This window comes from Streptomyces sp. XY006, assembly GCF_002237655.1.
Lineage (GTDB): Bacteria > Actinomycetota > Actinomycetes > Streptomycetales > Streptomycetaceae > Streptomyces > Streptomyces levis.
In genome coordinates this window covers 268,411-288,240 of the sequence record NZ_NOKT01000005.1, presented here as the reverse complement: position 1 = coordinate 288,240, position 19,830 = coordinate 268,411, and the positions used below count along the sequence as shown (strand labels likewise).

Here is a 19,830-nt window from a genome sequence, read left to right as displayed (position 1 = left end):
CCCCCCAGGTCATCCGTTCGACAGGGGGGAACAGTCATGCCGGGCCCGGAGGCCAGCGGCCCTCTTGCAGGACCGCGGAAAACATAACGGGGGGGCGACCGGCGCTGCCGGCGAGATCGGATCCACTGTGCTGGCCGCGGATATGAGCCACCTATCGCGCCGTTATCGCGGTTGACGTCGGTGAACTCGGCGAGCGGGCGGCGACCCGAACCGAGCGCGTCCCGCACCGCGCGGCCGATCAGGGCCGGTCCGACGCGTCGGTCGATGGCTCGGCAGGACAGCTGCAGGCGCTTGAGCAGGCTGGTGCGTTCGTCGCGCTCGCTCAGTGCGAGGCCGAGCGCGCCCGGGAGCCGAACCGGCTCTCCGTACTCGCGACGGGCACCTGGTGGGCCGCGGAGCCGCACAGGTCCCGCGGTCGGCCCGCCCGTAGGTGCGGGCGGTGGTGCTCGACCGGCGTGTCCGGCGGCGCCGTCAGAGGTCGCCGGAGTGGCCGAGCCCCGTCAGCGCGCCGACCGGGTCGAGGTCGGGGGTGCCGCGCGGCCACCAGTCGTCGCGGCCCGGCTCGGATTCGTACGCGTACCACAGGCCGTCGCGGCCGAGGCGGAGCTGGAGGTGGCCATGAGGGTGCGTGAGGTGGTTGCGCCAGGGGCGGAAGGCGGGCAGGTCGGCGGCGAGGAGCAGGGGGCGGGCCCGGTCGAACCGGCCGGCCGGCGGGTCCCAGGGCTCCTCCAGTACGGCGAGGCCCTCCAGTCCGCCCTGCCGCCAGGCGGCGACCGCGCGGGCCAGGTCGGCGGGTGTACGGCCGGCCGCGGCGGCGAGGGAGGAGTACAACGCCCGGCTGCCGGCGGTGAGGCCCGAACCGGGACGGGCCGCGGCCAGGCGGACCGCGTCCTGCCACAACGTGAGCTGCCCGACCGGGTCACGGCCGCTGGTGAGCAGGGCGTGGGCGCGGGCGGCGGCGTCCGTGGCCAGCTGGTCCAGGGCGAAGGGGTCCGGACCTCCGGGGGACGCCGGGTAGGCCGGGGGCTGCTCCGGGTGCGCGGGCGGGGGCAGGGGCGCGGGGAGGGGCGGCAGGGTGCGCGGCTGGAGCGCCTCCTTGGCCCGCACGCCGGGCAGCGGCGCCGGTTCCCTGTCCTGCGCGGCGCGGGCGGCGCGGGTGGCGCTGAGCCGGGACAGCGCGTCGAGCAGCTCCCGCTCGCCCCGGCCGCGCAGCAGGAGCAGCACGAACGGGTCGGCGTCGAGCAGCCGGGCGGTCTGGTAGCAGAGGGCGGCGGCGTGTTTGCAGGGGTGACCGCGGTCGGGGCAGCTGCACCGGGGCTCCAGGTCGCCGGGGCCGGGCAGCAGGGGGACCCCGCCCTGCGCCAGGGACTGGGGCATCTCCTTGTCGAGCAGTGCGGCGATGTGCCCGGGCCGGTCCGCCGCGGCCTCCAGGAAGCGGTCCCAGTCGGAGTCGTCGAGCGTGCGCAGCCGCACCTGGACGCGGTAGGGCCGGGGGCGGCTGCCCTGTACGTACGCCAGCACGAGGCCGGGCGTCACCGTGATGGCGTCCACGTGCCCCTGCTCGGCGTACCCCCGCCCGCGCTCCAGCCGCTTGACGTCCAGCGCGCCCTGCTCCAGCGCGGACACCCAGGCGTTCCCCCACCAGCTCTCGGCGAACCGGTCCCCCTCCCGGGCCGGAAAGGCGGGGAACGTACGCCGCAGGTCACTGTCCCGCCCGGGTGCGGCCATGGAGCGGGGAGTGGTGGATGCGGCAGGACCGTCGGTGCGGGGGGTGGCCGTTTCCACGCCCCAGTGCGGCGGCACGGGTGGCGCCATCGGGGCGCCGCGTTCGAGAGCGGAGCCCGAAGTTGTGTCTGCGGCCGGGCTCGGCGACACACCAGGCTCGTACGCCCCACCCGCGATCGGCGACGGCCCGGGGCCGTGATCCGAGCCCGGAGCCCCTTCCGCGGTCGGCGGAGAGGTCGGCGATACGCCGGGGGCGGGCACGCCCGGCATGGTTCTCCGCGGCGGCGATACACCGGTGCCGGGCACTCCGGGCGTCGTTCCCGGCGTCGGCGGATGTTCGGAACCCGGAGCTTGGTCCTGAGGCGTCCCGCTCCTGGCCCCGGCAGTGGAAGCCGCGGAACCCCGGGGCGCTGCCGGGCTCTCCGTCGGGTCCTCCGCTTCCCCGCCCTCCGGCTGCGATCGCGCACCCCCGTGCAGCAGCCCGGTCAGGCGCGACGGCGCACCGCCCCGACCGGCCCGCTCCCCGCTCTCGGACGGCGACGCCTCCGGCTCCTCCGGCAGGTCCGGCAGGTCCGGCATCCGGAAGGCGTCCGACAGCAGCCGCCGTACGTCGGGGTCTCCCCCGCCGGCGCCGTGGTCACGGGCCCGCCGGACTGCCGCCGCCCTGTCGTCCACGAGCTTCTGCCGGGCCCGGCGCCTGCGCCGGGCACCCTCCCGCTCGGTCTCCTCCCGGGCCCGCCGCGCGTCGTCCCGTGCCGCGCGCAGCGCCTCGCGCGCGACATCCGCGGCGCGGGCCCCCGACCGGCCGGTCTCAGCGCTCGAAGCCTCCTCGTGTTCCGTCCCGTCGGTCTCCCTCTCCGTCTCTCCTTCGGTCCCCCCGTCGGTCTCCACCCCGGTGGGCACGTCGGTCGGCACGTCGGTCGGCACGTCGGTTGGCACGTCGGTGGGCACGTCGGCCGGGCCGGGCGCGGCAGGGCCCATCTGCGGGCCGCCGGACGCTTCCGGCTCCCCGCCGCCCGCAGCGGTGCCGGTGTCCTGCCCCACCCCGGTGTCGCGCGCCGCGCCCTCCTCGCCGGCCCTGGCGTCGTCGTCACCCGTGCCGCTCCCCCGGTGCTGCGACACCGCCTTCCGCAGCGCCTCGCGGGCGACGTCGCCGGGGCGCGGGGCCGGTCCGCCCCCGGGCTCCCCGCCCGGAGAACCCGAGCTACCCGGGGCGCCCGCAGAGGCCGTCGTGCCGGAGTCCGTGCCCGGGTCCTGGGCCGCCCGGGACCTGGCCTCGCGCAGGGCGCGGCGGGCCTCGTCGGCCGGACGGCCGCTCATGGCGTGCTCCCCGGGAACGGGCGGTGGCGGGGCGTCATGCCGGCCTCCGCAGGGACACCAGGTCCGACAGCTCACGGTCGGTCAGTTCGGTGAGGGCCGACTCGCCGGAGCCGAGGATCGCGTCGGCGAGGGCACGCTTGGCCTGGAGCATCTCGGCGATGCGGTCCTCGACCGTGCCCTCGGTGATGAGGCGGTGGACCTGGACCGGCTGGGTCTGGCCGATGCGGTAGGCACGGTCGGTGGCCTGCTCCTCGACGGCCGGGTTCCACCAGCGGTCGAAGTGCACGACGTGGCCCGCGCGGGTGAGGTTCAGGCCGGTGCCCGCCGCCTTGAGGGACAGCACCAGCACCGGGGTCGAACCCGCCTGGAAACGGTCGACCATACGCTCCCGCTCCGGGACCGGGGTGCCGCCGTGCAGGAGGTCGACCGGGACGGCACGGCCGGCCAGGTGGGAGGTGATCAGGCGGGCCATGCCGACGTACTGCGTGAAGACCAGGGCGGAGCCGTCCTCCGCCAGCAGCGTGTCCAGCAGCTCGTCCAGCAGGGCGAGCTTGCCGGAGCGGGCGGCGAGCCGGTCGCTCGGCCCCGCGTGCTGCTCCTTCAGGTACAGCGCCGGGTGGTCGCAGATCTGCTTCAGCGACGTCAGCAGCTTCAGCACCAGGCCCCGGCGCGCCATGCCCTCGGCCGTCTCGATGGCGAGCATCGACTCGCGCACCACCGCCTCGTACAGCGCGGCCTGTTCGCGCGTGAGCGGGACGGGGTGGTCGGTCTCGGTCTTGGGCGGCAGTTCGGGGACGATGCCCGGGTCGGACTTCCTGCGGCGCAGCAGGAAGGGACGGACCAGACGGGCCAGGCGCTCCACCGCCTGCTCGTCCTCGCCGGACTCCACGGCCCGGGCGTGCCGGGCGCGGAAGGACTTCAGCGGGCCGAGGAGGCCCGGGGTCGTCCAGTCGAGCAGGGCCCACAGCTCCGAGAGGTTGTTCTCGACCGGCGTGCCCGTGAGGGCGACCCGCGCGGGGGCGGGGAGCGTGCGCAGCGCCTTGGCCGTGGCCGAGTAGGGGTTCTTGACGTGCTGCGCCTCGTCGGCGACGACCATGCCCCAGGCCTGCTCGGCCAGGGCGGACGCGGCCGAGCGCATCGTGCCGTAGGTGGTGAGGACGAAACCGCCGTCCAGGCCGGTCAGGCTGCGGTCCGGGCCGTGGAAGCGGCGGACGGGGACGCCGGGGGCGAAGCGGTTGATCTCACGCTGCCAGTTGCCGAGGAGCGAGGCCGGGCAGACCACCAGGGTCGGTTCGCGGCGGGCCCGCTTGAGGTGCAGCGCGATGAGCGTGACGGTCTTGCCGAGGCCCATGTCGTCGGCGAGGCAGCCGCCGAGACCGAGGGAGGTCATCAGGTCCAGCCAGGCCAGGCCGCGGAGCTGGTAGTCGCGCAGGGTGGCGTGCAGGCCGGGCGGCGGGTCGGCCGGGCGGATCCCGGCGGTCAGGCGGTCGCGCAGGGCGGCCAGGGCGCCGACCGGCACGGCCTCGACGGTCTCGCCGTCCACCTCGGCCGTGCCGGTGAGCGCGACGGACAGGGCGTCCACCGGGTCGAGCAGTCCGAGGTCCCGCTTGCGGGCCTTGCGGACGAGGGCCGGATCGACCAGCACCCAGCGGTCCCGCAGCCGGACGACCGGCCGGTGCGCCTCGGCGAGGGCGTCCATCTCGGCGTCCGTGAGCGGGTCGCCGCCGAGCGCGAGCTGCCAGCGGAAGCCGAGGAGGTCCTCGCTCTCGAAGAAGCCGGTGCCGTCGGTCGCCGAGCCGGGCGCGGGACGGACCACCGCCGTGGCGGACAGGTCCTGGGCGAGGTCCCGCGGCCAGTGCACGGCGACGCCTGCCGCGGCGAGCCGGGTGGCGGCGATCCCGAGCAGGTCGGTCAGCTCCTCCTCCGTCAGGGCCAGCACATCGGGCACGTCCTGCTCGGAGAGCCGGTCGAGCGGCGGCCAGACGCGGGCGGCGCGGCGGACGGCGAGGGCCGCGTCGACGCGCGCGCGGGGGCCGAAGGCGTCGTCGGCCTCGCCCGCCCACAGGGCCGCCGCGTCGGCCACGAGGGTGGGGTCGGCGAGGCTGTGCACCTGTACGACGGCCGCGCCGGCGCTGCGCGCGCCGCCGTCGGGGGTGTCGTCGAACAGGTCGTAGGCCGAGAGGTCCAGGCGGAGCGAGATCCGCACGCCCGCGTCCATGCCGGCGGCGACCTCGGCGGCCCAGTCGTGGGCGCCGGGCAGCCGGGTGGCCTGGCGGGCGGCGAAGGGACGGCCGGTGGCGTGGGGCGCGGCCGGGGTGCGCGGCAGCGTGTCGGCGACCGCGTCCAGGAAGGCGCGCACGAGCGCTTCCGGCTCGGGCAGGCGGATCGGGCCCGGGCCGGGCAGCGGGACCGCGTGCCCCTCGTACGGCAGGGCGGCGGCCACCGCGCGCAGGTGCGCGATGTCGTCGGGGTCGAGGGGGCCGGCGCGCCAGGCGTCGTGTCCCGTGGCGGTGAGGCCGGGCAGCAGCCGGCCGCGCGCGGTCAGCCGCAGGGCGTGCAGGGCGGCCGCGCCCCAGCAGGCGGTGGCGGGGTGGGCCGCCGGGTCGTGCCGGGCACGCACCAGCAGCGGCAGGGCCGTCTCCAGCGGCAGGGACAGCGCCGGGGCGGTATGCCGGCGAACGGCCGCCCCGCGCCGCCGCACGACGGTCAGCTCCGTGACACCGCTCGCTTCGGCATCACCGCTCACTTCCCGGGCGTCGGCCGCTTCCCGGGCGTCGGCCGGCCCGGCGTCACCGGCGGGCTCCCGGTCGCCGGCCGGTCCACGCGCACCGGCCGGTCCACGCGCACCGGCCGGCTCCCCGGCCCCGCCCGGCTCCGTGGCGCCGACGGGCAGCGGTCCGCCTTCGGGGTCCCAGAACGCGATGCGGCCCTCGCGTGGGAGCGGCGCGGGCAGGAAGACGGCCGCGAGCCGGAGCGGGACCGTCGCGTCGCCCGCCCGCCCGGTCACCGCCGTCGCGTCGCCCGCCCGCCCGGTCACCGCCGTCGCGTCGCCCGCCCGCCCGGTCACCGCCGTCGCGTCGCCCGCCCGCCCGGTCACCGTCGCCGTGTCGCTCATACGTCCTGCCACCTCCCGCCCGTCCGCCGGATCAGTCGTCTCCGACTCTACGGGCGGGGTCCGACAATCGGCCCCGGGAGCAGGGTCAGGGCACGGTGCGGGACACGACGTACACCCAGGGGTACGCCGGGTTGGACAGGTCGACGACCACGTCGTGTGTCGGGGCCGGGTTCTTCTGCCGGTGGACGAAGCCGTACCAGCCGTCGCCCTGGGGGAACTTCCAGCCGGTGATCCTGCGGTCGCGGGCGCCGATGGTGATGTCGCCCTTCTTCAGGTCCGCGCGGGTCATGCCCAGGCCGGTCAGATAGGCGTCCAGGCCGGCCGTGTTGGTCTCGAACTGGGCGTACAGGCGGCTGGTCTTCCAGTTGTTGGTCTCGTAGTACGCCACGTGCCAGGCCGGGTGCGGGATCGGCACCTGGTAGATGCGGCGCTGGAGCTTGGAGGGCCAGCCCTCGGTGAGGCCGGTGGCCGAGTACTTGGCCTCCTTGTCCTTGCCGCTGTCCCGGCTCTGGTTGGCGGAGATCACCAGATAGCCGGCCGGGATGCCGATGAGCAGCACGATGATCAGCAGGGTGAGCGCCCTGCGGCGGATCATGTGCCGGCGGTCCTCGGCGGGGCGGTCCGGTTCGCCGGGCCAGGGACCCTGGTGGGGCAGCGAGGCGGTCACAGGGTCTCCTGGCTGCTGCGCAGCGACTGCGTGTACCGCTCGTAGCGCTCGTAGCGCTCCACGCGGCGGCGCTTGGCGCGGCGGAAGCGGCGGGCGACCAGGCGCGCGAGGTCGGCGGCGCCGACCATGCCGGCCTCGGGGCCGAGCTGGGCGCGGACGATACGGGCCTCGGGCCGGTAGCCGCGGCCGGTGAGGTGCCGCTTGAAGGCGTCGCGGGCCGGGCCGATCAGCAGGTCGTCGGCGGCCGAGACGCCGCCGCCGATGACGAAGCAGGACGGGTCGAGGGCGGCGGCGAGGTTGGCGATGCCCACGCCGAGCCACTGGCCGATGTCCTGGAGCAGCTCGATGCACATGGCGTCGCCGTCCCGGGCCAGCTCGGTGATCATCGGGCCGGTGATGTCGCCGATGCTGCCCTTGACGTGCTCGATGATCCCGTACGCGACCGGGGAGTCGGCGGCGGCCAGTTCGCGGGCCTCGCGGACCAGGGCGTTGCCGGAGCTGTACTGCTCCCAGCAGCCGCGGTTGCCGCACGGGCAGCGGTGGCCGCCGGGCACGACCTGCATATGGCCGAACTCGCCTGCGACGCCGTACTTGCCGCGCTTGACCTGGCCGTCCTCCAGGATCGCGCCGCCGATGCCGGTGCCGAGGGTGATCATGACCAGGTGGTCCTCGCCGCGGCCGGCGCCGAAGCGCCACTCGGCCCAGGCTGCGGTGTTGGCGTCGTTGTCGACGAGCACCGGCACGGACAGGCGGCTGGCGAGGCGGTCCCTGAGGGGCTCGTTGCGCCAGGACAGGTGGGGGGCGAACAGCACGCGGTTGCGGTCGGCGTCGACCCAGCCGGCCGCGCCGATGCCGACGGCGTGCACGTCGTGCCGGTCGGAGAGGTCCAGGACCAGCTCGGCGATCGTGTCCTCGACGACCTTGGGGCTCTTGGACTTGTCCGGGGTCTCCGTGCGGAGCTTCTCCAGGATGTTGCCGTCGGCGTCGACGACGCCCGCCATCACCTTCGTACCGCCGATGTCGATGCCGACCGTGGGCACGCGGGGTGCCGTGAGGTGCGAGCGGCGCTCCCGGGTGCCGACGGTGCGGAGCACGGTGGCACGGCGGGAACCGATGGGGGCGGTGAAGTCGCGGTAGGTGCTCATCGCGCCCGATTCTGCCTCACGGGAGGCGACGGTGCGGAGCACAGGGGTGGTGCGGATCATCGCCGCGTGCCGGCCGCCGGGGGCTCGTCGCGCGGTTCCCCGCGCCCCTCAACAGCATGACCGTCACGTCCGGACGAGCAACTGGAACTCGAACGAATAGCGCGTCGGGCGGTAGGTGTGTGTGCCGTATTCCACTGCCCGGCCGGTGTCGTCGAACGTCACCCGCTGCATGGTCAGCAGCGGGGCCCCCGTCTCCTCCGCCAGTCGCTCCGCCTCCTCCGTCGTCGCCGCCCGGGCGCCGATGGACTGGCGGGCGCTGTGCAGGGTGATGCCCGCCGACCGCATCAGACGGTAGAGGCCGGTCGTCTCCAGCTGGTCGGTGTCGAGGTCGATCAGGCCGGGCGGCAGGTAGTTGCACAGGTGGGCCATGGGCTCGCCGTGGGCGAGGCGGAGCCGTTCCACGCGGTGGACGTCGCTGTCCTCGGCGACCCCGAGGGCGGCGGCGACCTCGGCGGACGCGGGCACGACCGTGTTGACGAGCACCTTGGTGGCGGGGCGCTGGCCCGCCGCCTCCAGGTCGTCGTAGAGGCTGCTGAGCTCCAGCGGGCGCTTGACCTGGCTGTGCACGACCTGGGTGCCGACGCCGCGGCGGCGGACGAGCAGGCCCTTGTCGACGAGCGACTGGATGGCCTGGCGGACGGTCGGCCGGGACAGCCCGAGCCGGGCGGCGAGCTCGATCTCGTTGCCCAGGAGGCTGCCGGGCGTCAGCGTGCCGTGCTCGATCGCGGCCTCCAGCTGCTGGGACAGCTGGAAGTACAACGGCACGGGGGAACTGCGGTCCACGCTGAGCTCGAGCTGCACGGTCGGGTCCACTTCTGGTTTCGGCACGCGCTGAGCGTAGCCCCGCGCGTTGTTGACGGGAAGTTGTGTAGTCAGATTGTCCGGACATACAGATTGACAGCGGCGGGCCGGGCACGCACTTTGTTTCCATGCGCATCGGCGTCATCGGGACGGGCCGCATCGGCACGATCCATGCGAACACCCTCAGCAGGCACCGCGACGTGGGGTCCTTGATCCTCACGGACGCGGACCCCGCACGGGCCCAGGACCTGGCGCATCGTCTGGGCGAGACGGCGGCGCCCGGCGTGGAGGAGATCTTCCGCTGGGGAGTCGACGCCGTGGTGATCACGACGGCCACGTCCGCCCACGCCGAACTGATCGGTCGGGCAGCACGCTCGGGCCTGCCGGTGTTCTGCGAGAAACCCATCGCCCTGGACCTGCCGGGGACGCTGAGCGCGATCGCCGAGGTCGAGACGGCCGGGACGGTGCTGCAGATGGGCTTCCAGCGCCGCTTCGACACGGGCTACGCCGGTGCGCGCGAGGCCGTGCGCGCGGGCCGGCTGGGGCGGCTGCACACCGTGCGGGCGCTGACCAGCGACCAGGCGCCGCCGCCGGCCGCGTGGCTGCCGGTGTCCGGCGGGCTGTACCGGGACACGCTGATCCACGACTTCGACGTGCTGCGCTGGGTGACGGGCCGGGAGGTGACGGACGTGTACGCGACCGGCTCGGACGCCGGGCCCGCGATGTTCCGCGAGGCCGGGGACGTCGACACCGGCGCGGCGCTGCTCACCCTCGACGACGGCACGCTCGCCACGGTCACCGGTGCCCGGATGAACGGGGCGGGCTACGACGTGCGCATGGAGCTGGCCGGGGAGCGCGACCAGATCGTGGTGGGTCTGGACGACCGCACGCCGATCGCGTCCACCGAGCCGACGGGGCCGCCGGCCGCGGACAAGCCCTGGGCGGGCTTCCTGGAGCGCTTCGGCCCGGCCTACGAGGCCGAGCTGAACGCGTTCGTGGAGGTCGTCCGGGGCGAGCGGGCCAACCCCTGTGACGGGCGGGAGGCCCTGCAGGCGCTGCGGGTCGCCGAGGCGTGCGAGGTGTCGCGCCGGGAGCGCAGGCCCGTACGGCTCGCGGAAATCCCCGGCGGGCCCGCAGCCACGTTCGCCTGAGGACCCCGCCGCTCAGGCATCCTCGTTCTCCTGAGGACCCCGCCGCTCAGGCCTCCTCCTGCTCCTCGTCCAGCAGTCCGGCGTCGTAGGCGAGCAGGGCGATCTGCACGCGGTTGTTGAGGCCGAGCCTGGCCAGGATGCGGGAGACGTGCGTCTTGACGGTGGCGACGCTCATGTACAGGCCGGTGGCGATCTCGGCGTTCGACAGTCCCCGGCCGACCGCGACGGCGACCTCGCGCTCGCGGTCGTTGAGACCGGCCATGCGCGTGCGGGCGCGCGTGCGGCGGGTGTCGGCGGCGGTGCCGACGGCGTGCCGCACCAGCTGGCGGGTGACGGTGGGCGACAGGACCGGGTCGCCGGCCGCGACCCGGCGCACCGCCGCGAGGATCTCGGCGGGCGGGGTGTCCTTCAGGACGAACCCGGCGGCGCCCGCGCGCAGGGCCCGCAGCACCTGTTCGTCGGCGTGGAACGTGGTGAGGACGACGACCTGCGGGCCCTCCTCGCGGGCGCGCAGCCGCTCGGTGGCGGTGAGGCCGTCCACCGTCGGCATCCGGATGTCCATGAGCACGACGTCGGGGCGGGTGCGGTCGACGAGGGACTCCACCTCGTCACCGTCGGCGGCCTCGCCGACGATCTCGATGTCGTCGGCCCCGCCCAGCATGAGGGACAGCCCCGCCCGCACCAGCGGATCGTCGTCGACGAGGAGGAGTCTGATCGCAGTCATGGCCCTTACGTAATCACGGCCCCCACGGCAGCCACGCCCGTACGGCGAACCCGCCCTGCGGGGTGGGGCCGTGCTCCAGGCTGCCGCCCGCCAGGGTCGCCCGTTCCGTCAGGCCGATCAGGCCCTGTCCGGAGCCGGGGACGGGGGGCACCTCCCCTTCGGGGGCCGGGTTGCGCACGCAGACGGTGAGGCCGTCGCCGGGCGCGCCGGTGACCGAGACCGTGACCTCCGTGCCGGGGGCGTGCTTGCGGGCGTTGGTCAGGCCCTCCTGGGCGATCCGGTAGGCGGTGCGGCCGACGGAGGACGGGACGGCGGCCGGGTCGTCGACCCGGAGGTCGAGGGAGACCTTCATGCCCGCCTCCCGGGACTCGGCGACCAGCGTGTCCAGCGCGCCGAGTGTGGGCTGGGGCCGGCCGGTGTCGTCCGGCTCGGCCGCCCGCAGGACGCCGATGATCTCCCGCAGGTCCTGCAGCGCCTCGTGGGCGCTCTCCCGGATCACGCCCGCCGCGCGCGCGGTCTCCGCCGGGGGCGCGTCCGGCCGGAACTCCAGGGCGCCCGCGTGCACGCTGAGCAGCGTCAGCCGGTGGGCGAGCACGTCGTGCATCTCACGGGCGATGGCCTCGCGGGCGAGCCGCTGCGCCTGTTCGGCCCGCAGCCGGGCCTCCGTCTCGGCCCGCCGGGCGCGGTCCCTGAGGCTGACCATGAGCTGCCGTTTGGCCCGCACGAACATGCCCCAGCCGATGATCGCCACGGTGAGCAGCATGGCGAACGGCACGCTGACCAGGTAGGGGATGTCCAGGTCGGGGCGCAGCCAGTAGTAGAGCGGGATCAGCGCGGTGTTGACGCCGCCGACCCAGGCCGCGTACCGGAACGGGCGGTGCACGGCCAGGGTGAACAGCGCGATGATGCCGGCGCCGCCCGCGGTGTCCGAGACGAAGGTGACGGGGACCATCGCCACGGCCAGCCCCAGCGGCCAGCGGCGCCGCAGCCAGACCGCCGCACAGGCCAGCGCCCCCACCACCTGGTCGAGGACGGCGAGCCCGGGCGGGACGTTCGGGTTCCCGCGGAGCGCGTCGAGTGCCGTGAGGCCCACGATCACGGCGAGCAGGAAGCAGGAGAAGTCCACGATCCAGTCGCGGGCGGTGCGCCGGGGCCGCCGCCCGTTCCCCGTTGCAGCGGGGTCGAGTTCGTGGAGCAGGGCGGAGGGGATGAACCACCGGGGTCCGGTGAACAGCGCCGGTGTCTCCTCGGCCGGCACCGGCGCAGTCCGCCCCGCGTTCTCACCATTCACGGTCGACAAATCTACGCAGCTCCGGCCCGTTCCACGGCGCCCTGGGCGGGATCGTCGACCGAAGTCGTCCCACCGCAGACTTTCGTCGCGGCCGGCCCGGCCGGAACGGCGACTTCCGTCCGGAAGTGCTCGCCCCGCGGCCGATGTGCGTGGGGGGTCCGCGGGGCGAGGGTCGGGAGACATGAAGCAGGTTCTGGAGATTCTCGGCTTCCTCGCCCTGGTGCAGGGCGTGGCGGGCCTGGTGCACGAGTTCACCGACTGGGACTGGGGCCTCGTGCAGCGCCTTGGGTTCCTGGACGGCCACGAGATCTACGCGAGCGTCGCCCTGCTGGTGCTGGGCGTCGCGCTGTTCGCGGCGGCCGGGAGCCGGAAGTCCGTGTGACGTCCGCGGGACGCGGCGGACTTCCGGCCGGTGCGCGCCGGGGTGGGGTCCCGGTCAGCAGCCGTAGTCGACCAGGTCGAACGACGCGTAGTGGTCGGCCGTGTAGTAGTCCTCCTGGCTCCGCTCACCGGTGACGATGCGCCGGGCGCCGCGGGTGGAGGAGCCCGGGGTGATGACCGTGTACTCGTGGTAGTAGCCGGACGACTGGCTGGGCAGGATGCCCTCCCGGTTCTGGAAGACGGTGCCGTCCTGGTCGAACGGGTAGGGGCCGCCCTGCTCGATCAGGTCGAGCGTGTCGTGGGCCTGGGACGGCAGGGCGCTGTAGCAGATGTCACCGACGGCGGTGGGGGCCGCGTGGGCGGTGGTGGCGGTGACGGTGCCGCCGACGAGGAGGGCGGACACGAGGGCGGCTGCTGCGCCGAGCCGCGAGGCGCGTGGGGGGAAAATCATGCGCTCATGATGACGCGCGTAGACAGTGGCATGTCAATGACAAGACGAGAGATTTTCCCGTGAAGTCCGATGAGTTCGCGGGAAGTTAACCCACCGTCCGGCGGCGCCGTGCCCGCCTTAGGCGCCCTCCGGCAGTCCGAACTCGCCGTACTGCGGGCGGCCCGCCACGTCGTACGTCTGCACCGAGACGCCCGCGCCGGTGACGCTGCCTCCGGCGTGCTCGAAGGCGGTCGGCGCGGCACCGTCGGGGAACAGCCGGAAGCCCGAGCCGAGCACGACCGGGAAGGTCAGCAGATGGAGGGTGTCGACGAGGCCGAGCGCCACCAGCCGGCGCACGAGCGCCCCGCTGCCGTGCACCTGGATCTCGCCGTCGGTGCGCTCCTTCAGGGCGGTGACCTCCTCGGCGAGATCGCCGGAGAGGACGGTGGTGCCGGACCACTGCGGGTCCGTGAGGGTCGAGGAGGGGACGTACTTCGGCAGGGAGTTGAGCTTGGTGGCGACCGGGTCGGCGGGGTCGGTCACCTTCGGCCAGTAGGTGGCGAAGATGTCGTAGGTCCGGCGGCCCAGCAGGAAGGCGGCCGGGCGGGCGAAGACCTCGTTGATGAACCGGCCGAAGTCCTCGTCGGCGTACGGGAAGCTCCAGCCGCCGTGGGTGAAGCCGCCGCGGGTGTCCTCCTGCGGGCCGCCGGGGGCCTGGTAGACCCCGTCGAGGGTGATGAAGAGGGTGGAGACGAGCTTGCCCATGGCGGGTGCCTTCCTTCCTGATCGAGCGGGGGGGGCCGAGGCCCTGGTGTCATCGGTTCAGACCCCGCCGGTGGCCGCAACTCGTCGCTGGGCCGTCCGGCGCGCCGCGGCCCGCGAGTTCGACGTCCGTTGGCCGCCAGCGCCGCCGGGGTGGCGCCGCTGGGATGGGAGGCATGACTTCTGCAGGAATTCTTGACGGCAAGGTGGCTCTCGTGACCGGCGGGAGCCGTGGCATCGGCGCGGCGACGGCTCTGCAGCTGGCCCTGGAGGGCGCGGACGTGGCGGTCGGGTACGCGCACGGCAAGGAGGCGGCCGAGGAGGTCGTCCGGGCGGTGGAGGCGCGCGGGCGCCGGGCGGTGGCGGTGCGCGCGGACGCGGCGGATCCGGCGGAGGCCGCCGGTGTCGTGCACGCGGCGGCCGAGGCGCTGGGCGGCCTCGACGTCCTGGTGAACAACGCGGGCGTGGGGGTGATCGGGCCGCTGGAGACCCTGTCCCTGACGGAGGTGGACCGGGTCCTCGCGGTGAACGTGCGCGCCGTGTTCCTGGCCTCGCAGGCGGCCGCCGCGCTGATGGGCGAGGGCGGGCGGATCATCACGATCGGCAGTTGCATGGTCCAGCGGGTGCCGGGGCCGGGCGGCACGCTCTACGCGATGAGCAAGTCCGCGCTGACCGGCCTGACGAAGGCGCTGGCCAGGGAGCTGGGCGGGCGGGGCATCACGGCGAACCTCGTCCATCCCGGCCCGATCGACACGGACATGAACCCGGCGGACGGCCCCTACGCGGCCGGGCAGGCGGCGCTGACGGCCCTGGGCCGCTTCGGCACGGCCGGGGAGGTGGCGTCGACGGTCGCGCACCTGGCCGGGGCGACGTTCGTGACAGGAGCGGAATTCACCGTGGACGGCGGCCACGCGGCGTGAGCAGCGCGCAGCGCGGAAACCCGGCCTCCGGAAGGGGCAGCGCGTGCGGTGCGGGAAACCCGCCGGACACCGGTGGGGCGCACCGTTGCTGTCCAGGTGGTGCGCCCCCCGGGTCGGCGGGGCGGCTCAGCCGCCCAGTTCCTGGTGGCGTGCCGTCAGGCGGGCCGTGCCCTCCTGGGTGAGGGAGCCGAACAGGCGCAGGCGGGAGATGCCGCCGTCCGGGAAGATGTCGACGCGCGCGTGCGTGCCGACGGCCGGCTCCGGGAGGACGAAGCGGTGGTTGGTGTCGGGCTGCAGGCGGGTGCGGGGCAGGATCTCCCGCCACTGCCCGTCCTCGCCGTCCCTGACGGACACGGACGCCCAGCCGGCGCTGTTGCCCTTGAGGTAGGCGGTGTCGATCTCCAGGGCGCGGATCTGCGCCTGCGCGGCCAGCCGGTAGCGGATCCAGTCGTTGCCCTGGTCGCGGCGGCGGCGCGTCTCCCAGCCGTCGTCCATCTTCCGGGAACGGCCGGGCTGGATGGTGTTGGTGGCGGGCGAGTAGAAACGGTCGGACGCGTCCTCGACCTGGCCGCCGTTCTCCAGGGCGACGACGTCGAAGGCGCCCAGGACCGCCAGCCACGCGGGGTCCGGGACGACCTCGCCGTACACGCGCAGGCGGGCGATGCCGCCGTCGGGATGCTGGTTGACCCGCAGGTGCGTGAAGCGCTGCTCGACGGCGACGGCGAATCCGTTCGCCGCGTGGCCGCCGACCGCGGTGCGCGGCACCAGGGTCGTCCACTTCACGTCGTCCCCGAGGAGCTCCTCCGGCGCCGGGGAGCCCTCGACGCAGGTGCCCTCGACGGACACGGCCTGCGGGTAGTTGCCGCGGAAGTGGGCGGTGTCGACGACGATCCCGCGGATGACGCCCGGGGCGCCGAGGCGGACCAGGGCCCAGTCGTGGTCGTCGGCGGTCGGCCACGGGTGCTCGGCGGAGGCGCCCCGGCGGCGGCGCGTCTCCCAGCCGTCCATGATCTTGCCCTTGTGCCCGAAGTGCTCCGGGTCGAACTCGGCCCGCTCCGGCACCAGCAGGTTCTCGCGCTGGGCGAAGAACTCGTCGTTGGCGGCGATGACTCCGGCCCCGAGGCGCCGGTCGGCGAGGTCGGCGTACTGGGTGAAGGGGAAGTCGGCGGTGCGGTAGTCCGCGTAGGGGTCGCCGCCTCCGTAGGGGTTCGCGTCGCCGGTGAAGCTGGGGATCGCCGTCACGATGATCAGGTCTTCCTTTCGGGTGTCCGGGATGGGAGTCAGTGGGTCCGGGTGAGGAGCCGCCCCTTCGGTTCGGTGAACCCGCCGTCCGCGACGATGCGCTGCCCGCGCAGCCAGGTGGACTTCACGACGCCGTACAGGGTCTTGCCGGCATACGCCGTGACGCGGTTGCGGTGCTGCAGGGAGGCCGGGTCGACGGTGAAGGTCTCGTCGGGGGCGAGGACGGCGAAGTCGGCGTCGTGCCCGGCGGCGATGGCGCCCTTGCGGCCGTCGAGCCCGACGAGTGCGGCGGTGCGCGCCGACATCCAGCGGACCACGTCCTCCAGGCCGTGACCGCGCCTGCGGGCCTCGGTCCACACCGCCGCGAGGCTCAGCTGGAGCCCGGAGATGCCGCCCCAGGCCGTCGCGAAGTCGTCGGTCTTGAGGTCGGCGGTGGACGGGGAGTGGTCGGTGACGACGCAGTCGATGGTGCCGTCGGCCAGCGCCTGCCAGAGCAGGTCCTGGTTGGCGGCCTCGCGGATCGGCGGGCAGCACTTGAACTCGCTGGCGCCGTCGGGGACTTCCTCGGCGGTGAGCGTCAGGTAGTGGGGGCAGGTCTCGACGGTGATGCGGACGCCGTCCGCGCGCGCCTCGGCGATCATCGGCAGGGCGTCACTGGAGGACAGGTGCAGGACGTGCACCCGGGCGTCCAGGGCCTTGGCCTCGCGGATGAGCTGGGCGATGGCGCTGTCCTCGGCGTCCCGGGGGCGGGAGGCGAGGAAGTCGGCGTATCGGGGGCCGGGCTGCTGCGGGGCGGAGGCGAGGAGGCGGGGGTCCTCGGCGTGCACGATGAGCAGGCCGCCGAAGGAGGCGATCTCGGCCATGGTGCGCGCGAGCGGGTCCCGCTCCAGGTGCGGGAACTCGTCCACGCCGGACGGTGACAGGAACGCCTTGAAGCCGAACACGCCGGCCTCGTGCAGCGGGCGCAGGTCCTTGAGGTTGTCGGGCAGGGCGCCGCCCCAGAAGCCGACGTCGATGTGCGCCTTGTCGGCGGCGACCTGCTGCTTGGTGCGCAGGTGGGCGACGGTGGTGGTGGGCGGCAGGGAGTTGAGCGGCATGTCGACGAGGGTCGTGATGCCGCCGGCCGCGGCGGCGCGGGTGGCGGTCCAGAAGCCCTCCCACTCGGTGCGGCCGGGGTCGTTGACGTGCACGTGGGTGTCGACCAGGCCGGGCAGCAGGACGTGGTCGCCCAGGTCCTCCAGGCGGGCGCCGCCGGGCACCGGGGCGTCGTACGGGAGGACGGCCGTGATCGTCCCGCCGGAGACCGCGACCGACGCGGCGCGGGTCCCCTCGGGAGTGATGACGCGCGTCGAGCGGAGCACCAGTTCAGCGTCGGACACCCGAACCCCTTTCTTCAACAATCTGTTGAAAGAGTCTTCACTCCCGCTCCGGCCCCGTCAAGGGCACACTGCTACAGGACGGCGCCGGCGGCCACCCCCTGGACTTTTCCACGAAGCGGAATTAACATACCGGGAAGCGAAATGCTACCCGAAAGGAACGCCCCGTGCCGACGTCCAGCGCCAGCTCCACCGACTCCGCCCGGTCCTCGTCCAACGGCGGGGTCCAGTCCCTGGAGCGCGCCTTCGACCTGCTCGAACGGATGGCGGACGCGGGCGGCGAGGTCGGCCTGAGCGAGCTGTCCGCGAGCAGCGGGCTGCCCCTGCCGACCATCCACCGCCTGATGCGCACGCTGGTGGCCTGCGGATACGTACGGCAGCAGCCCAACCGGCGGTACGCGCTCGGCCCCCGCCTGATCCGTCTCGGCGAGTCGGCCTCCCGGCTGCTGGGCACCTGGGCGCGGCCGTATCTGGCGCGCCTGGTCGAGGAGACGGGCGAGACGGCGAACATGGCGCTGCTGGACGGGGACGAGATCGTCTACGTGGCGCAGGTGCCCTCGAAGCACTCGATGCGCATGTTCACGGAGGTCGGCCGGCGCGTGCTGCCGCACTCCACGGGTGTGGGCAAGGCCCTGCTGGCCGGTTTCCCGCCGGAGGAGGTGCGCGCGCTGCTGGCCCGTACGGGCATGCCCGCCGCCACGGAGAAGACGATCACGACGGCCGACGGGTTCCTCGCGGCCCTGGAGGACGTCCGCCGGCAGGGCTACGCCATCGACGACAACGAGCAGGAGATCGGGGTCCGCTGCCTCGCGGTCCCGGTGCCCGACTCCCCCACCGCCGCCGCCATCTCCATCTCCGGCCCGGCGGGCCGGGTCACGGAGGCGGCGACGGAGAAGATCGTGCCGGTGCTCCAGCAGGTCGCCGCCGAACTCTCCCGAGCACTCGCCAGCCAGAACCCCGCGTAAGCGACTTACCACCCCGACCGGGCCCACGGGGCGTTGCAGCACGCCCCTGCCGGGTCCGCGGGGGCATCGTCACGCGTCTGCGGGGGCCGCGGGGGCATCGTCACGCGCCTGCGGGGGCCGCGGGGGCATCGTCACGCGCCTGCCGGGTCCGCAGGGCATCGCCGCGCCTGCGGGCCCCCGGGGGTTCGCCGCGCACCTGCCGGGCCCACCGGGCACCCTCGCGCACCTGCCGGGCCACGGGGGCGTCGTCACCCGCCCGCCGAGCCCATGCGGCATCGCCGCACCCCGGCCCGAGCCACCGGGCAGCGTCGCGCCCCGCCCCGCGCTCACGGGGCGTCGTCGTGCGCCTGCCAGGCCCGCGCGGCACCCTCGCGTCCCGGCCCGCGCTCACCAAATTCGCGCAGGGGACCTCGCCGTGCGGGGAAGTCGGGCCCTGCGGTGCGGGCGGCGGCTGTCGGCGGGTCGGCGCGTAGCGACCGGCCGGCCGCTGCTAGCCCTGCCCGCGCACCGGTCCGCCGAAGAGGTCCACCGCCCGGCGGACCTCCGCCAGGCCTGAGGAGAGCGCGCTCACCGAGCCGATCGCGCCCGCGATGAGCAGCAGCGAGCGGCGCAGCCGCGGGATCTCGGGGGTGCCGCCGGCAGCCATGGCCGCGAGGGCGGCCAGTTCCTCCTCGGCGATGCTCCGGTCGGCGAACTCGCCGGGATGGGCGGCGAGACGACGCCGCAGCCGGGCCACGGCGACGCGCAGCTCCGTCACCCGCGGATCCTCGTCGCTGCCGGTCACAGGCCCCTGCCGCTTCCGCTCCACGCTCCGCAACACAGTCCTCCCCCTCGCACCTCGTCGTGCGCGTGCCTCCCGGCACGAAGCCCTCCGCACCCGGCACGGCCCGCACACCCGGCCGGTCGGTGCGGGCGACAGTAAACGACGCGGAGCACCGGGCGCCAGTCCATTGCGTCATCGACTTGCTCCGCTGCGTGACGACCTGGCCCGGGATCGTGCGGTATGCAGGGTCCATGACGACTCATGAGACGACGGGCGGGGCGGGCGTGGTCGCCCTGCTGCTCGCCGCCGGGGGCGGGCGGCGGCTGGGCGGGCGCCCCAAGGCCCTGCTGCGCCATCGAGGTCGCCCGCTGGTGGAGCACGCGGTGCGGGTCCTGCGCGAGGGCGGGTGCGCCCGTGTGCACGTGGTGCTGGGCGCACAGGCCGACGAGGTGCGCGCCCGGGCCGATCTGACGGACTGCGTCCTCGTCGACAACCCCGAGTGGGAGCAGGGCATGGGGACGTCCCTGCGGGCCGGACTGGAGTCGCTCGCCGGTTCGGACGCCGGGGCCGCCCTGGTCTCGCTCGTCGACCAGCCCGGCATCGGCCCCGAAGCGGTGGCCCGGGTGCTCGGGGCGTACGCGGGCGAGCAGTCCCTGGTCTCGGCCGCCTACGACGGGGTGCGCGGCCATCCGGTGCTGTTCGGCGCCGCGCACTGGGCGGGCATCGCCGCGACTGCGACCGGCGACCGGGGGGCACGCGCCTACCTGAGGGACCACGCGCAGGCGCTCACGCTCGTGGAGTGCGCCGACGTGGCCCGGCCCTTCGACATCGACACCGAGGCCGACCTGGTCCACCTGGAGTGAACGGGGTGGCACGGAGCGCCACCTTGCCTCGACTCGGAGAATCTCGACATCAACAGACCATTGAACTTCCACCATGAGGAAACTACTATCCACAGATCAGAAGCGCCCGAAGGCTCCCCGGGCGCCTGA

Annotated in this window: 17 protein-coding genes; 5 read left to right on the top strand and 12 right to left on the bottom strand. The window is 74.6% G+C overall.

Going from position 1 to position 19,830, the window contains the following annotated elements; translation table 11 throughout:
- Positions 1 to 471: 471 nt before the first annotated feature.
- The 5 genes from CHR28_RS08880 to CHR28_RS08860 form a co-directional block, all read right to left on the bottom strand.
- Entirely contained in the window at positions 472 to 3,045 is a 2,574-nt protein-coding gene (locus tag CHR28_RS08880) for an SWIM zinc finger family protein (RefSeq protein WP_094052952.1), read from the bottom strand.
- 34 nt (positions 3,046 to 3,079) lie between these two features.
- Positions 3,080 to 6,160, bottom strand: a complete 3,081-nt coding sequence (locus CHR28_RS08875) for a DEAD/DEAH box helicase (protein ID WP_256984168.1) — start codon at positions 6,158 to 6,160, stop codon at positions 3,080 to 3,082.
- 85 nt (positions 6,161 to 6,245) lie between these two features.
- On the bottom strand, positions 6,246 to 6,827 hold the full coding sequence (locus CHR28_RS08870; RefSeq protein ID WP_094052951.1) for a sugar kinase: 582 nt from the start codon (positions 6,825 to 6,827) through the stop codon (positions 6,246 to 6,248).
- The gene (locus CHR28_RS08865) at positions 6,824 to 7,972 is read right to left on the bottom strand and encodes an ROK family glucokinase (RefSeq protein ID WP_037759848.1); all 1,149 of its coding nucleotides are present in this window, start codon (positions 7,970 to 7,972) and stop codon (positions 6,824 to 6,826) included. The genes CHR28_RS08870 and CHR28_RS08865 overlap by 4 nt, the downstream gene beginning before the upstream one ends.
- 123 nt (positions 7,973 to 8,095) lie before the next feature.
- Entirely contained in the window at positions 8,096 to 8,833 is a 738-nt protein-coding gene (locus CHR28_RS08860; RefSeq protein WP_179272358.1) for a GntR family transcriptional regulator, read from the bottom strand.
- A 128-nt stretch (positions 8,834 to 8,961) separates the two neighbouring features.
- On the opposite strand from CHR28_RS08860, the gene CHR28_RS08855 reads away from it, so the two are divergent.
- The gene (locus tag CHR28_RS08855; RefSeq protein ID WP_094052949.1) at positions 8,962 to 9,984 is read left to right on the top strand and encodes a Gfo/Idh/MocA family protein; all 1,023 of its coding nucleotides are present in this window, start codon (positions 8,962 to 8,964) and stop codon (positions 9,982 to 9,984) included.
- 46 nt (positions 9,985 to 10,030) lie between these two features.
- On the opposite strand, the gene CHR28_RS08850 is transcribed toward CHR28_RS08855, so the two are convergent.
- Complete coding sequence (locus tag CHR28_RS08850) at positions 10,031 to 10,708, bottom strand: response regulator transcription factor (RefSeq protein ID WP_094052948.1); 678 nt, start codon at positions 10,706 to 10,708, stop codon at positions 10,031 to 10,033.
- Between the two features lie 13 nt (positions 10,709 to 10,721).
- Positions 10,722 to 11,999: a sensor histidine kinase gene (locus CHR28_RS08845; protein ID WP_256984167.1), complete on the bottom strand. Its 1,278-nt coding sequence runs from the start codon at positions 11,997 to 11,999 to the stop codon at positions 10,722 to 10,724.
- Positions 12,000 to 12,180: 181 nt separating this feature from the next.
- Here CHR28_RS08845 and CHR28_RS08840 point away from each other — a divergent pair, with 181 nt between their 5' ends.
- Positions 12,181 to 12,381 (top strand): hypothetical protein, encoded by a 201-nt coding sequence (locus CHR28_RS08840; RefSeq protein ID WP_094052946.1) that lies wholly within the window; start codon positions 12,181 to 12,183, stop codon positions 12,379 to 12,381.
- Positions 12,382 to 12,435: 54 nt separating this feature from the next.
- Here CHR28_RS08840 and CHR28_RS08835 read toward each other — a convergent pair whose 3' ends face one another.
- Together CHR28_RS08835 and CHR28_RS08830 are read right to left on the bottom strand one after the other, a co-directional pair.
- Positions 12,436 to 12,831 carry a ribonuclease domain-containing protein gene (locus tag CHR28_RS08835; RefSeq protein WP_094052945.1) on the bottom strand — a complete coding sequence of 132 codons (396 nt, stop codon included), beginning with the start codon at positions 12,829 to 12,831 and terminating at the stop codon, positions 12,436 to 12,438.
- A 117-nt stretch (positions 12,832 to 12,948) separates the two neighbouring features.
- A complete protein-coding gene (locus CHR28_RS08830; protein ID WP_094052944.1) occupies positions 12,949 to 13,575 on the bottom strand; it encodes a dihydrofolate reductase family protein in 627 nt (208 codons plus the stop codon).
- Positions 13,576 to 13,739: 164 nt separating this feature from the next.
- Here CHR28_RS08830 and CHR28_RS08825 point away from each other — a divergent pair, with 164 nt between their 5' ends.
- Positions 13,740 to 14,492 carry an SDR family oxidoreductase gene (locus tag CHR28_RS08825; protein WP_094052943.1) on the top strand — a complete coding sequence of 251 codons (753 nt, stop codon included), beginning with the start codon at positions 13,740 to 13,742 and terminating at the stop codon, positions 14,490 to 14,492.
- A gap of 126 nt (positions 14,493 to 14,618) precedes the next feature.
- Here the strand turns inward: CHR28_RS08825 and alc are convergent, their stop codons facing one another.
- Positions 14,619 to 15,734, bottom strand: a complete 1,116-nt coding sequence (gene alc / locus CHR28_RS08820; protein WP_094052942.1) for an allantoicase — start codon at positions 15,732 to 15,734, stop codon at positions 14,619 to 14,621.
- Between the two features lie 38 nt (positions 15,735 to 15,772).
- The gene (gene allB / locus CHR28_RS08815) at positions 15,773 to 17,113 is read right to left on the bottom strand and encodes an allantoinase AllB (RefSeq protein ID WP_094052941.1); all 1,341 of its coding nucleotides are present in this window, start codon (positions 17,111 to 17,113) and stop codon (positions 15,773 to 15,775) included.
- Between the two features lie 164 nt (positions 17,114 to 17,277).
- On the opposite strand from allB, the gene CHR28_RS08810 reads away from it, so the two are divergent.
- On the top strand, positions 17,278 to 18,075 hold the full coding sequence (locus tag CHR28_RS08810; protein ID WP_094052940.1) for an IclR family transcriptional regulator: 798 nt from the start codon (positions 17,278 to 17,280) through the stop codon (positions 18,073 to 18,075).
- Positions 18,076 to 18,565: 490 nt separating this feature from the next.
- Here the strand turns inward: CHR28_RS08810 and CHR28_RS08805 are convergent, their stop codons facing one another.
- The gene (locus CHR28_RS08805; RefSeq protein WP_373453338.1) at positions 18,566 to 18,859 is read right to left on the bottom strand and encodes a DUF5955 family protein; all 294 of its coding nucleotides are present in this window, start codon (positions 18,857 to 18,859) and stop codon (positions 18,566 to 18,568) included.
- Positions 18,860 to 19,089: 230 nt separating this feature from the next.
- Between CHR28_RS08805 and CHR28_RS08800 the strand changes: the two genes are divergently transcribed.
- Positions 19,090 to 19,701, top strand: a complete 612-nt coding sequence (locus tag CHR28_RS08800; protein ID WP_094052938.1) for a nucleotidyltransferase family protein — start codon at positions 19,090 to 19,092, stop codon at positions 19,699 to 19,701.
- Positions 19,702 to 19,830: the final 129 nt, after the last annotated feature.